This is a genomic window from Xanthomonas hortorum pv. pelargonii (assembly GCF_024499015.1).
GTDB classification, from domain to species: Bacteria; Pseudomonadota; Gammaproteobacteria; order Xanthomonadales; family Xanthomonadaceae; genus Xanthomonas; species Xanthomonas hortorum_B.
The window spans coordinates 3,701,435-3,714,975 of record NZ_CP098604.1; the positions used below are offsets into that span (position 1 = coordinate 3,701,435).

Below are 13,541 nucleotides of genomic sequence, written 5' to 3' on the forward strand. Positions count from 1 at the left end.
TCAATCGGTCAACGAAAAACCGCGGCGGCTAAAGATCGCCTTGGCCGGTTTGCTGCTCAGCCATTGCACGAACTTGACGGTGTCGGGATTACTGCTGTTCTTCAATGCAGCGACCGGATACACGATCGCATCGTGGCTGTCGTCGGGAAACGTGGCGACCACGCGCACCTTGGGGTCGGCGCGTGCGTCAGAGCCGTACACGATGCCCAGCGGCGCCTCGCCACGCGAGACCAGCATCAGCGCCGCGCGCACGCTCTCCGACTCGGCCAGGCGGTTGCTCAAACCGTCCCACTGGCCAAGCTTGCGCAGCGATGCGGCGGCATATTTGCCGGCCGGCACGCTGGTGGTCTGACCAACCGCCAACCGGCCGCTGTCGCCGAGCGCCTTGGCAATCGCGCCAGGTTTGCGCGGGTCCACGTGCATCTTGCTGGCAGCCGGGGCGATCAGCACCAGCGTGTTGCCGAGCAGGTTGTGACGCTGCGCCGGCAGCACCAGGCCGCGCTGCTGCAGATAGTCCATCCATTCCAGATCGGCCGAGAAGAACACGTCTGCCGGTGCGCCTTGCTCGATCTGGCGTGCCAGTGCGGAGCTGGCGGCATACGACACGCGTACCGGCGTGCCGGTCGCCTTTTCGTAAGCGGCCGCGGCCTCGTCCATGGATTCCTTCAGGCTTGCCGCGGCAAACACGGTTACCGGCGCGGTCTGCGCAGTGGCCAGGACGGGCAGGGCAAGCATCAGCACGCAGAGCGCGCGCTGCCAAAAACCGATCGTGCGCATGGGTGAGCTCCAGCAGGGTCAGACACCGATCATAGCGGCTGCACCCCGTGCGCCGCGTGGCGACCGCACTGGAACGTTACCGATCCACGCCACCGCATCGGCCAGCCTGGAGATTGGCCTGCAGTGCCGGCCGGATCAGCTTGGGCTCGGGCAAGGTGGCATCGCGCGCCTGCCGCTGCGCCACGAACGCCTCGATCTCGACGCCATCGCGCACATGGATATTGCCGCGCCGCTGTTCGCCAATGCTGGTCTGATGCGCCACAGCGCGGCCGCCCGGGCCGTAGTCGTGGCAGACGAACACACGGGTGTCTTCCGGCAGCGCATACAGGCGCTGGATCGAGGCAAACAATTGCCGCGCATCGCCACCGGGGAAATCGCAGCGCGCCGTGCCCGCGTCGGGCATGAACAACGAATCGCCGGGAAACAGCGCATCGCCGATCAGATACGCAATGCTGTCGCTGGTATGCCCGGGCACCGCGATGACGCGCGCCTGGATGCCGCCGAGCTGGAAGCGTTCGTCATCTGCGAACAGGTGATCGAACTGCGAGCCATCGGCGCGGAAGTCCTCTGGCAAGGCATAACGCGGTGCGAGTGTCTGTTGCACATCCCGAATGCCTTCGCCGATGCCGATGCGCGCCTGTGGCCAGTGTTGTTTGAGCCATTGCGCGGCAGACAGGTGATCGGCATGCGCGTGGGTTTCCAGCAGCCATTGCACCTGCCAGCCGTGTTCGGCGATGGCATCGACGATGGCCTGCGCGGCGTGCGTGCTGACCTCGCCGGTGTCGGCCGCATAGTCCAGCGCCGGGTCGATCACCGCCGCTGCACCGGTTGCCGCATCGGCGACCACATAGGTGAAGGTATTGCTGTCGGCGTGGAAGAACGCAAGGACTTCGGGCTGCATCGGCGTCTCCATCTCAGGGGGTAGCCAGCGCCGCATTGAGCACGGCGGCGAGTCGGTCGCCGGCAAGCCGTAATTGCGTCTCGGCGATCGGACGATAGGTGGCGATGTAGTTATCCGGCAATACATGCTCGCTCGGATACACGCCCGGCGTGATCGCGATCTTGCACGACGCCTGCGCCCAGGCAGCAGCGGGCGGCGGCAGCACCGGAGAAATTGCAGCGGCAGCCGGCAACGCCAGCAGACGTGGCAGATATGCATCGTCGCTGAGGTGGCTGTCGTTGAGCATGCCGCTGTCCCACAGCGCATGCAGGTTGCTGCCCTTGCCATCGACCTGCAGCTGGAACGTGTTGCCGCCCTTGTCGTGCGCGTAGCCGGCATGCATGGGCTGGTGGATGTCGCCGACAAAATGCACCACGAACTTCAATGCCTGCCGCCGCACGTCCAACGGCTGGCTGCGATCGGCAAGCAACGCGGTTTGCTGCTCGAGCGCGGCGATCACGCAATTGCCATCCGGGCAGTCGCGCGCCGGCACGTAGCCGCACTCGTGTTCGCCCAGGTTGACGTAATGCCAGGGCCCGGAGCGCTTGCCCAGATCCGGATCGTGTTCGCGCAGTTCATCGGCCCAGGTCGCGACCCCGGCCAGGCTCGGATGCGACTCGCCTGCCAGCAATTGCGCCACCTGCGCACGCGCTTGCGGCGTCAGTTCGGTTTCTGCAACGCGCGCCACCAAGCGGTGACCCTGCGGGCCCCAGGCGAATGCGGCGATGGGCTGGAGTGCCGCAACGGCGGCGGCAAGAACGACAACATAAGGGGAGAAAGTCTTCATCCCGTAATTGTACGCATCGCTTTGGGACGGTTTGATGGCCGTCCCCATCGCACGACAGCCACGCCTCAGCGCGGCGTCTGCAATACGATCAGAAATACACCAGATACGACACACCGTAGGTCAGCGGATCGATCTTCGCCTTGCCCAGCCGCGCGCCGTTGAAGTCGACGTTGCTTTGCGAGCCGGCCCAGCGCGCATCCACGCGCAGGCCGCTGCGTTCGTTGAAGATGAAGTCCACGCCGACATGCGCGGTGGCGCCCACCGAATCGTCGAAGCTCAGATCGCCATTGCCGAATGCATCATCGACGTCTTCACCGAGAAAGGTGGTGTAGTTGATGCCCACACCCACGAACGGCGACACCGTGCCGTAGCCGTTGATGTGGTACTGCAACAGCACGCTCGGCGGCACCGACCAGTAGCTCCCTACCTTGCCGATGCCGTCGAGTTCCAGATCGTGCTTGCCCGCTACGGCGGCATGCACCTCGATGCCGAGATTGTTGCGAATGAAGTATTCGTAGGTGAACGACAGCGCTGGTGCGCCCTTGATCTCGGCACGCGTGCCGCCGAAGGTGCCGCTGTCGGATTTGGGCGAGACATAGCCGGCACCGTAGCCGGTCGTCCAGTGGCCGGCCGACTGTGCAAGGGCGGGTGTGGCCGAAGCGGCCAGTGCGATGGCGAGGGCGGTACGGATCAGCATGCTCATGGAATCCCCGGTAGGTCGGACAGGCGGTCGACGTGACCAACCTGTCCGCAACTCCGGCGGTGGATGCACGTCCCTGGACGCCCAGTGTGCCAGAGATGCACCGCGTACGCAGTGGATCAGAACCGGTGCACGTACGCCACGCCATAGACCAGCGGGTCGATGTTGACCGTGCCGATGCGGTTGCCATCGAGGCTGGCTTCGGTGTCGATATCGATCCAACGCAGGTTCACGCGCAGTGCGCCGCGCTCGCTGAGCTTGTAGTCCACGCCTGCATGCAGCGCCAGACCCCAGGAATCGTCCAGTTCCAGATCGCTGCCGGCCAGCGCGCCGCGGGTGTCGGTGCTGAAGAACCGCGTGTAGTTGATACCCGCGCCAACGAACGGCGAGAGCTTGCCCTGGCTGTTGAAGTGGTACTGCAGCGAAATCACCGGCGGCAGATGCTTGGTGCTGCCGACGCGCCCCATGCCGCGGAGCGCGATGTCGTGCTCGAACGGCAGCGCAGCCAGAACTTCGATGCCCAGGTTGTCGGCGATGAAGTATTCCGCAGTGAAGGTCGGCTTGATGTCCTTGCCGACGTCTGCTTCGAGCGTGCCGCCGACCAGACGGCCGTTATCGGATTTGGGCGCGACCTGGTGGGCGCCGACGGCAACCGTCCAGTCGCCTTTGGATTGAGCCAATGCGGGGACGCTGGCAAAGCTGGCGGCCAGGCCGGCGAGCAGAAGGGTAGAGCGCATGCGCATAGAAATTCTCGTTGTGTGCAGAAGATGGAGTAAGTCTTGTGGGTTTGCCCGACGGCTGCCTTGATCCTGATCAATCCGTTGGCGCCATGACGCTGTGGGTCATGCAGCGGTGTGAGCAGGAGCTGGCATTGACAACAGCGGTGCGCGCCGTGGCGGTGATCGCACCGGCGCATCGCGTCCGAGGTGCAACGCGATGCGCTTGGCGCAAGCGGCGGCGGGGGAGGAGCGCCGACGCTTGCGTGCGCGATGGAGCAGGCCGCGAGCGGATGGCTGCAGGGATCGAGCACTTACTTGACCTTGGCGACCTGGGGCGCATCCACTTCCGGCATCGCCGAGCTGTGGTGGTTGATGATCAGCCACTTGTCGTCACGCTTTTCGTACACGAAGGTGTAGCGCGCCTGCACCTTGCTCTTCTTGCCGTCCTTGTCGGTCAGCGTGAAGGTATAGACACCGGCGTCCACCGCGCTGTCTTCATCGAGTACGCGCACGGTGCGGTAGTTGACGACGCCCTGCGGCTTCTTGGTCAGGAACATCTCGAAGTACTTTTCGATCTGCGCCCGCGAAGCGCGCACTTCGTTGGAGACGGTCGGCAGCAGCACACCGTCCGGTGCATACAGGTCGGCAACCTTGTGCGGGTTGCCGGTGGCCAGCGCCGCGTTCCAGGTGTCGAACAGTGCAGCCACTTCGCGCGCTTCGCCATCGGCGGGCAGCGTTGCCTTTTCGGTGTAATGCATCACGCCGCCAGCCAGCGCCGGGGTGGCGGCCAGAGCCAGAACCAGAGAGAGAAGGGTGCGACGCATGGGGGAATCTCCGTTGTGATTGATGGGTGCCTCAGCAGGCAGGGCCAGTATCGAAATCCACGGAGCGCCGAAATTCTGCTGTTCGGCATAGTCTTGAGTATGCTGTATGGCGTAGTTTGGATATTTCTAAGAGATTGAAAATAAATAATTTAATGAGGATTTATGGCCATCTTCAGGTTTTGCCTGTTGTGCGGACAAATGTTCGTTGCGCCGAGCGTCGAGCGCTGAGCAACGCGTGCGGATGCCCATTTGAGAGCGATGCGCCGTTGCCTTCTTAAAGGACACAGGCTATTGCCGAGCCCGCTGCCAGTGCGGTGCATGCTGGCGCTGGATCAGCAGGTCTCTCGTTGCATGTGGGGCCTTGCATCGCGCATGCAGCGAGCGCAGATATCCAGAGCCGGCACCGCGTCTACCGGCAGTGGTTCGGGGATGACTGCGACGGGTGCGGCTGCACCTGACCACAACGTCTTTGCACGCTGTACTGCGCAGCATTCAAGCGCACGGCTGCGCGAGTGCGACGCTGCTAGAATAGCCGTCCCTTTCCATCCGCCGCGCTGTCGCGGCCGCAGGAGCTAGTGAACATGGCAATCAAGGTTGGCATCAACGGATTCGGTCGCATCGGCCGCAACGTGCTGCGCTCTGCGGTGCAGAACTTCGGCAATGACATCGAGATCGTGGCCATCAATGACCTGCTCGAGCCCGACTATCTGGCCTACATGCTGCAGTACGATTCGGTGCATGGCCGCTTCAAGGCCGATGTATCGGTCGACGGCAACACGCTGATCGTCAACGGCAACAAGATCCGTCTGACCCAGGAACGCGACCCGGCCAACCTCAAGTGGGATGCCGTCGGTGCCGAGGTGGTGATCGAATCCACCGGCCTGTTCCTGACCAAGGAAACCGCGCAGAAGCACATCGACGCGGGCGCCAAGAAGGTGATCCTGTCGGCACCGTCCAAGGACGACACGCCGATGTTCGTGTTCGGCGTCAACGACAAGACCTACAAGGGCGAGGCGATCGTCTCCAACGCTTCGTGCACCACCAACTGCCTGGCGCCGTTGGCCAAGGTGATCAACGACAAGTGGGGCATCAAGCGCGGCCTGATGACCACCGTGCACGCGGCCACTGCAACGCAGAAGACCGTGGACGGCCCGTCGAACAAGGATTGGCGCGGTGGGCGCGGCATCCTGGAGAACATCATTCCGTCCTCCACCGGCGCTGCCAAGGCCGTGGGCGTGGTGATTCCCGAGCTCAACAAGAAGCTCACCGGCATGAGCTTCCGCGTGCCGACCTCCGACGTCTCGGTGGTCGACCTCACCGTCGAACTGGAAAAGCCGGCCACCTACGCCGAGATCTGCGCCGAAGTGAAGGCGCAGAGCGAAGGCGCCTTGAAGGGCGTGCTGGGCTATACCGAAGACAAGGTGGTGGCGACCGATTTCCGCGGCGAGACCTGCACCTCGGTGTTCGACGCCGACGCCGGCATCGCCCTGGATTCCACCTTCGTCAAGCTGGTGTCCTGGTACGACAACGAGTGGGGCTATTCCAACAAGTGCCTGGAAATGGTGCGGGTTGTGGCGAAGTAAATCGCGCGCTTAGGCGACGCGTTGAAGGCCCCGGCATGCCGGGGCCTTTCGTTTTTTGTCTGTCGGAATGTGATGTGCACATGCGCCGTCACCGCTTCGTCGCCAGTACAAGATGTGGACTTTGAGAGGCTCACGTGCGCTAATTTGCGCGCACGGCGGCCGTTCCCGTGTCGTGTACGAAGGATCGGGGAACTCCATGGATCGAGAGAACATAACGATGAATAAATTTCTGGCGGGCGCATTGGCGCTCGGTGTGGTGATTGCGTTTTCGGCTCCGTTGAACAGCTGGGCGGCGAAAAAGCAGAGCGGTACGCCGGCCTGGATGAATGCCGATGGTGAAGTGATCAAGTCGTCCGACGTCGAGGCCGGCTATGGCGAGACCGTCAAGGGCGTCAACGATTACGAAGGCGAAATCACCGGCAAGCCTGCGCCGGGCAGCAAGTTCACCCAGTTGCAGATCGGCATGCCGATGAAGCAGGTGACCGATCTGATCGGGCAGCCGGACGACCAGGGTTCCTATGTGACTGGCAAGGCGTTCATTCCGTTCTTCTTCGGTGGGGACCGTTACCGGTACGAGATGGCCTACAAGGGCCAGGGCCGTCTGGTGTTTGCCGGCAAGTCGATGGGTACCGGCGGCAACCTGGTCTGGATCATCCATAACAAGAACGACAGCGGCTACCGCGAATAAGTTTGAAACGCCCGGTTCTCCGGGCGTTTTTTTTGGCGCGCTTGCGTACGTGCAGCCATTGCGTCCCGGAGCTGCTGACGTCATCGCGTTGCAGGGCTTTCCCCCCGGCTTGGCTGCCCAGACGCGTCCTGAGCCTGTATGGTTCGCGCATTCGGCCGGATGCCGACTCAGGGGGTTGCTGCGTTGGAAACGATGATCGGGCTGGTAGTGCTGTTTCTGCTTGCGTTGCCGGTGGGATTGGTGATCGCACTGGTGTGGATTGCCGGGTTGCGGCGACGCGTGGATTCGCTGGAGCAGCGGCTTGCGCAGTGGCAGGCCAGCGGACGGGGCGGGGGCCGCGGATGCGGCGGCGGTGCATTCGCCAATGCCAACGCCTTTCAGGGCGTGGGAGCCGCAGCAAGACGCATCCGACGTCGGTGTGTCTACATTTGGCGAACCCGACTCGCCTCGCGCAGCAGACCTGCAAGCTGCACCGGTGCCTGTCGTGACGATGCCGCCATCATTGCCGGCAGAAGCTCTCGCGTCTTCGGCAGCGCGCAGCACTGGCGATGCGCCGACTTCGTCCACTGCGCCTGCACAGTCTGATCCACAGCAGCAACCGCACTACATCCCATCCGAACCCGGCCCGATCTCGCGTGCCGCCAGCGCAGTGAAGCGCTGGTTCACCGAAGGCAATGTGCCGGTCAAGGTCGGCATGCTGGTGTTGTTGGCCGGTGTGGCGTCGCTGTTGAAGTACGCCAGCGACCAGGGCTGGATGCGCATGCCGGTCGAGCTGCGGCTGGCCGGGATCAGCGTGCTGGCATTGGCCGGCCTGGTGTTCGGCTGGAAGCAACGGCTGCAGCGCCCGGGCTTTGCGTTGGCCTTGCAGGGTGGCGCCATCGGCGGCTTGTTGCTCACCGTGTTCGCCGCCTTCAAGTTGTATGGATTGCTGGGCGCCGGCCTGGCGATGGGGATCAGCGTGGTGCTGATTGCCGGCATGTGCGTGCTGGCGGTGGTGCAGGATTCGCGCACGCTGGCGGTGCTCGGTGTATTGGCCGGCTTCCTCGCGCCGATCTGGCTATCAACCGGCAGCGGCAATCATGTTGCACTGTTCTCGTATTACGCCGTGCTCAACGCCGGCATCGTGGCGATCGCCTGGACGCGTCCGTGGCGGGTGCTGAACCTGCTCGGATTCGCTTTCACCTTCGGCATCGGCACGCTGTGGGGCGCGCTGCAATACAGCCCGGCAAAATTCGCCAGTACCGAGCCGTTCCTGCTGCTGTTCTTCGCCATGTATGTGGCGATTCCGGTGCTGCATGCGCGTCGCGGCGATGGCAGTGCAGGCAAGGTCATCGACGGCAGCCTGTTGTTCGGCACACCGCTGGTGGCGTTCGCGTTGCAGGCGCGTCTGCTGGAAGGCGATCGGTTGCCGCTGGCCTTGTGCGCGCTGGCCGTGGCAGTGCTGTATGCAGGTCTGGCGAGCTGGCTGCTGCGGCGTGCCTCCACGCGCTTGCTGGGCGAAGCACACGCGATGCTGGCGGTGGGCTTTGCAACGCTGGCGGTGCCGTTGGCATTGTCGGCGCGTGCCACCGCCAGCGTGTTCGCACTCGAAGGTGTGGGCTTGTTGTGGTGGGGCTTGCGGCAGCAGCGACGCATCTCGCAGTTCAGCGGTGTGGCGCTGCAGTTGCTTGCGGCGGTCGGCGTCGCCTTCGGCGTGGATGCGTGGCGTTACGACGTGTTGGCCATTGCAAATGCCACCTGCATGAGCACCTTGCTGCTTGCCATTGCCGGCTGCGCCAGTGCCTGGTTCCTGCGCGATGCAGGGCAGCCACGGCGTGCACTGGTTGCGTATCTGTGGGGGCTGGGCTGGTGGGCGTTCTTTGGCATGCACGAGATCTTCAGTTTTGCTGGCGATCTGCGCAGCGAACCGGATCTGCTGCTGGGCTTTACCGCGCTTACGCTGTGGATTGCGGCCGAAGTGCATCGTCGTCGCCCCGCAACGGCGTTGGTGTGGACAGTGATGTCCGGGCTGGCGCTGGCCGTGCCGCTGGCGCTTTGGCAGAGCCATGCGCATACCCAGCCGTTCGCGCATTGGGGCGCGTTGGCGTGGTTGGCGTTTGCGTTGGCCGGTGCGCGTGCGCTGTGGTGCTTGCGCATGCAGCACGGTGCCGGCGCTGTGGCCGCGCAGTTCATCTGGTGGTTGCTGTGGCCGTTGGTGGTGTCGTTGGGCGCAGCCTGGTTGGCCGATGCATTCCTGCTTGCCAACGGCTGGCGCTGCTCATTGCTCGCCGCGCCCTGGCTTGCCGTGGCGGCCGTGGGTCTGCTGCGTTGGCCGTGGCTGGCGTGGCCGCAGGGGGCAAGCTTCGATCCTGCGCGCAATGCCTTGCTGAGCTGTGTGTTCGCAGTGCTGGGCATCGGTTGGTTGATCGTGTTGCTGGATCCGGTGAGCGCCGCGCCATTGCCGTGGCTGCCCGTACTCAACCCGGCCGAGCTGGCGCAACTGGCCGTGCTGGCCTTGCTTGCGCGTTGGGCATGGTCTGCGCAAGCGCCGTTGGCCTTGCAACGGTGGCGTGTGACGGCGCTGGGTGTGCTGGGCTGGGTGTTGATCACCGGCAGCACCTTGCACAGCGTGCATCACTGGGGTGGTGTGGCGTGGGATGTGTCCTTGATCAACGCCACCTTGTCGCAGACCAGCCTGACCATCGTGTGGAGCGTGCTGGGCGTGCTGGGCTGGGTGATCGGCTCGCGTCGCGGTCAACGCGGTCTGTGGTTGGGTGGGGCGTTGTTGATGGGCCTGGTATTGGCCAAGTTGGTGTTGGTCGATCGCCAGCATCTGGGCAACTTGCTCGGCATCGGCTCGTTCATGGCCTACGGCCTGTTGTGCACCGTGGTGGGCTATCTGGCACCGGCGCCGCCGCGTCAGGCGGTTGCTGAAGAACATGCTGTCGCAGACGATGGCGTCGAAAAGGATCAGGCATGAAAGCGAGACAATGGGGATGGCTGCTGCTGGTGCCGCTGATGGCGCAAGCAGCCGATGTGCGCCAGGACTATCGTCAGCAATGGCCGTTGCAGGTGGCCGGCTCGGATGCCGGCATGTATCAGCTGAGCTTGAACGATGCGCTCTATCGCAGCGCAGATGACGCAGGGTTGCGTGATGTCACGGTGATCGATGCGCGTGGCGAAGAGGTGCCAACTGCATTACTCGCCGTGGACGCAGCGCCAGCCGTCGCGCCACGCCGGCAGCGCTTGCCGTTGTTTGCGCTACCGGCGGGTGCGGCGCCTGCCAACGGCGATCTGCAGCTGATTGCCGAGCGCGATGCCAGTGGCGCGGTGCGCCGGCTGGAAGGCCGTTTTGCCACCGGCACATCGGTAGCTGCGGGCGCCGGCGGCAGTTGGCTGATCGATGCCAGCGCATTGCGCGATCGTGTGCGTGCGCTGTGGCTGGACTGGGACGGCAACACACCGGTGCAAGCCCAACTGCGCGTGGAAGGCAGCGACGATCTGCGCGACTGGCGCGTGCTCGCTTCCGACGCCACCGTGATGGCGCTGGACAATCAGGCGCAGCGCCTGCAGCAACGGCGCATCGCATTGGACGAGGGCGCTCGTTATCTGCGCATCGTGCCGGTGTCGGGCGAGTTGCCGGCCTTGCGGGTGGTCGATGCAGAACTGGACGGCATCGCCGCGCCCACCCACTCCGAATGGCTGGAGCTGCCGGGCACTGCGCAGGACGCAGCCGTGGTCTACGTCCTGCCGGGGCGCTTCCCGATCACCCAGATCGATGTCGGCGGTGGTCAGGCCGAAGCGGTCGAATGGATCGTGGAAAGCCGCGACGCCGACGATGCGCCGTGGCAGCGCCGGGCCGGGCCGTGGTTGGCCTATCGCCTGGGCAATGGCGCGGCGGCCGCCTCGCCGCCGCAAGTGCTGTCTGCACCGGTGCGCGATCGTCAGTGGCGGCTGCTCGCCGCACAAGGGCGCAGTACTGCGGTGCCGACGCTGCGTGTGGGCTACCAGCCGGAGCGGGTGATGTTTCTCGCGCAGGGCCAGCCGCCGTATGCCGTGGTTGCCGGCAGCGCGCGCGTGCAACGCGGTGAAGCGCCGCTGGCCTCAATGCTGCAGGCATTGCGCCGCGAACGCGGTGCGCAGTGGCAACCGGCCCAGGCCAGCGTCGCTGCGCAGGCACAGCCGCTGGCTGGTGACGTGGCGTTGCAGCCGGCCGCCACCCCACGCGACTGGAAGCAGTGGTTGCTCTGGGGCCTACTGGTTGGCGGCGCCTTGCTGGTGGGCGGTTTCGCAGTGAGTCTGCTGCGTAGCTCGGCGGCCAATCGCAACGCCTGATAACGAGGTGCGCCGCACTGCGGTTTGCCGCTGCGGCGCGAAGGTCCGACAATGGGCGTTCCCCGTCGCCAAGGCATCCGCATTGCCCGTCGTCTTCGACCGACCACCTCCCGCGTCGCCAGCCCTGTTGGCAGCGACATGCGTGACAGGCAATGTGCGATCCCAGCGATCTGCACGGGGACGCAACGGCAGCGTGCAACGGCTGTCCCAACCAAGCCACCTACCTGCGCAGCGCGCAGACGTCAGCGCTCTGCGCACTGGCGGCTTCTTCGATTCCCCATTCCCGATTCTCCATTCCCCAGACCTAGCGAGCTGACCCCATGTCCATCGTCCGCATGACCGACCTCGATCTCTCCGGCAAGCGCGTGCTGATCCGCCAGGATCTCAACGTGCCGATCGACAACGGCCAGATCACCTCCGAGCAGCGCATCACCGCCTCGGTGCCCACCATCAAGCTGGCGCTGGAAAAGGGCGCTGCAGTGATGGTGACTTCGCACCTGGGCCGCCCCAAGGAAGGCAGCTGGACCGAAGAAGATTCGCTGGCGCCGGTGGCGGCGCGCTTGAGCGCGCTGCTGGGCGTGGACGTGCCGCTGGTGCGCGACTGGGTCGACGGGGTCGAGGTGGCGCCGGGCCAGGTGGTGCTGCTGGAAAATTGCCGCATGAATGTCGGCGAGGGCAAGGACGACGAGACCCTGTCGCGCAAGTACGCCGCGCTATGCGATGTGTTCGTCATGGACGCCTTCGGCACCGCGCATCGCGCGCAGGCCTCCACGCATGGCGTGATCCGTTTCGCTCCGGTGGCTGCAGGCGGCCCGCTGTTGATGGCCGAGCTCGATGCGCTGGCCAAGGCACTGGACAACCCGGCCAAGCCGCTGCTGGCGATCGTGGCCGGCAGCAAGGTCTCCACCAAGCTAGAGCTGCTGTCCAACCTGGTCAACAAGGTCGACCAGCTGATCGTCGGTGGCGGCATCGCCAATACCTTCATCGCCGCAGCCGGGCATGACGTGGGCAAGTCCTTGAACGAGCCGGACCTGATTCCCACTGCCAACCAGATCGTGGCCGATGCCAAGCTGCGCGGCGCGGAGATTCCGTTGCCCACCGATGTGGTGGTTGCCAAGCAGTTCCTGCCCGATGCGCAGGCCACCGTGAAGTCGCTCGATGCCGTGGAGGCCGACGATCTGATTCTGGATATCGGCCCGCAGACCGCCAAGCGCTACGCCGAGCTGATCGCCAGCGCCGGCACCGTGGTGTGGAACGGCCCGGTGGGTGTGTTCGAATTCGAGCCCTTCAGCCATGGCACTGAAACCCTGGCGCGTGCGATCGCCAGCTCCAGGGCATTCTCGATTGCCGGCGGTGGCGACACCCTGGCCGCCGTGGACAAGTACGACATCGCCAAAGACGTCACCTACATCTCCACCGGCGGCGGCGCGTTCCTGGAGTTCCTGGAAGGCAAGACCCTGCCGGCGGTGGCCGCACTCGAGGCGCGCGGTAAGTGAGTGCAGCCACGCTGTTCTTCGATCTGGATGGCACCCTGGTCGATTCGGAACCGGGCATCGTCGGTAGCATCGTGCATGCCTTCGACGAGGTGGGCCAGCCGCGTCCGTCGCCGCAGACCCTGCGCGCCTGGATCGGCCCGCCACTACGCGACAGTTTCACCGAGTGCTTTCCGGATGATCCGGAGCTGGTGCAGCGCACCTTGGCCGCCTACCGCGCGCGTTACGACGCGGTGGGCTGGACCGAACTGAGCGTGTTCGACGGTATCGGTGAGGTCGTCATCGACCTGCAGCGCGCCGGCCATCGCCTGGCGGTCGTGACCTCGAAGAACGAGCGCTACGCGCGCCGTATCGTCGAGCATCTGCCCTTCGGTGCGTGCTTCGAGAACGTGATCGGCGCCAGCGAAGACGGCGAGCGCCGCTTCAAGCCCGACCTGATCGCCGAAGCATTGCGCCGTTTGCAGATCGAAAAAACCGGCTGCGTGATGATCGGCGACCGCCGCATGGATATCGATGGCGCCAATCACCACGGCATCCACAGCATCGGCGTGTTGTGGGGCTTCGGCGACGAAGCCGAACTGCGCGCCGCCGGTGCCGGCGCAATCGCACACAGCCCGGCCGAGTTGCCTGAATTGATCGACGCAACTAAGTGACGCTTGAAAAGTCTGTTCTTCACCGCCGCCGCGTTACGGTGGCAGCCCACAGTTTCAGCCCGC

At 64.7% G+C, this 13,541-nt stretch carries 11 protein-coding genes and 2 pseudogenes; 7 read left to right on the top strand and 6 right to left on the bottom strand.

Translation table 11 applies throughout. The features are described 5' to 3' along the window. The 6 genes from modA to NDY25_RS16020 form a co-directional block, all read right to left on the bottom strand. Complete coding sequence (gene modA, locus NDY25_RS15995) at window positions 1-777, bottom strand: molybdate ABC transporter substrate-binding protein (protein ID WP_168958776.1); 777 nt, start codon at window positions 775-777, stop codon at window positions 1-3. A gap of 76 nt (window positions 778-853) precedes the next feature. Then, the gene (locus NDY25_RS16000; protein ID WP_168958777.1) at window positions 854-1,678 is read right to left on the bottom strand and encodes an MBL fold metallo-hydrolase; all 825 of its coding nucleotides are present in this window, start codon (window positions 1,676-1,678) and stop codon (window positions 854-856) included. Window positions 1,679-1,691: 13 nt separating this feature from the next. Beyond that, window positions 1,692-2,552 (bottom strand): S1/P1 nuclease, encoded by an 861-nt coding sequence (locus tag NDY25_RS16005; RefSeq protein ID WP_256627559.1) that lies wholly within the window; start codon window positions 2,550-2,552, stop codon window positions 1,692-1,694. Window positions 2,553-2,592: 40 nt separating this feature from the next. After that, the gene (locus NDY25_RS16010; RefSeq protein WP_168958779.1) at window positions 2,593-3,207 is read right to left on the bottom strand and encodes an OmpW/AlkL family protein; all 615 of its coding nucleotides are present in this window, start codon (window positions 3,205-3,207) and stop codon (window positions 2,593-2,595) included. Window positions 3,208-3,323: 116 nt separating this feature from the next. Continuing rightward, window positions 3,324-3,947 (bottom strand): OmpW/AlkL family protein, encoded by a 624-nt coding sequence (locus tag NDY25_RS16015; protein WP_023902612.1) that lies wholly within the window; start codon window positions 3,945-3,947, stop codon window positions 3,324-3,326. A 287-nt stretch (window positions 3,948-4,234) separates the two neighbouring features. Further along, window positions 4,235-4,747: an SgcJ/EcaC family oxidoreductase gene (locus NDY25_RS16020; RefSeq protein ID WP_046932169.1), complete on the bottom strand. Its 513-nt coding sequence runs from the start codon at window positions 4,745-4,747 to the stop codon at window positions 4,235-4,237. Between the two features lie 581 nt (window positions 4,748-5,328). Between NDY25_RS16020 and gap the strand changes: the two genes are divergently transcribed. The 7 genes and pseudogenes from gap (at window position 5,329) to NDY25_RS16050 (ending at window position 13,478) form a co-directional block, all read left to right on the top strand. Further along, on the top strand, window positions 5,329-6,330 hold the full coding sequence (gene gap / locus NDY25_RS16025; RefSeq protein ID WP_006451409.1) for a type I glyceraldehyde-3-phosphate dehydrogenase: 1,002 nt from the start codon (window positions 5,329-5,331) through the stop codon (window positions 6,328-6,330). A gap of 217 nt (window positions 6,331-6,547) precedes the next feature. Continuing rightward, window positions 6,548-7,018, top strand: coding sequence for a hypothetical protein (locus tag NDY25_RS16030; RefSeq protein ID WP_168958780.1), 471 nt, complete (start codon window positions 6,548-6,550; stop codon window positions 7,016-7,018). 183 nt (window positions 7,019-7,201) lie between these two features. Next, window positions 7,202-7,413: pseudogene (locus NDY25_RS23200) on the top strand (hypothetical protein); the annotation flags it as partial. Between the two features lie 89 nt (window positions 7,414-7,502). Continuing rightward, window positions 7,503-9,977: pseudogene (locus NDY25_RS16035) on the top strand (DUF2339 domain-containing protein); the annotation flags it as partial. Further along, entirely contained in the window at window positions 9,974-11,332 is a 1,359-nt protein-coding gene (locus tag NDY25_RS16040) for a DUF3999 domain-containing protein (RefSeq protein WP_256627560.1), read from the top strand. The pseudogene NDY25_RS16035 and the gene NDY25_RS16040, both read left to right, overlap by 4 nt. 320 nt (window positions 11,333-11,652) lie before the next feature. After that, window positions 11,653-12,828: a phosphoglycerate kinase gene (locus tag NDY25_RS16045; RefSeq protein ID WP_168958783.1), complete on the top strand. Its 1,176-nt coding sequence runs from the start codon at window positions 11,653-11,655 to the stop codon at window positions 12,826-12,828. Continuing rightward, the gene (locus NDY25_RS16050) at window positions 12,825-13,478 is read left to right on the top strand and encodes an HAD family hydrolase (protein WP_168958784.1); all 654 of its coding nucleotides are present in this window, start codon (window positions 12,825-12,827) and stop codon (window positions 13,476-13,478) included. The genes NDY25_RS16045 and NDY25_RS16050 overlap by 4 nt, the downstream gene beginning before the upstream one ends. The last annotated feature ends 63 nt before the right edge of the window (window positions 13,479-13,541 follow it).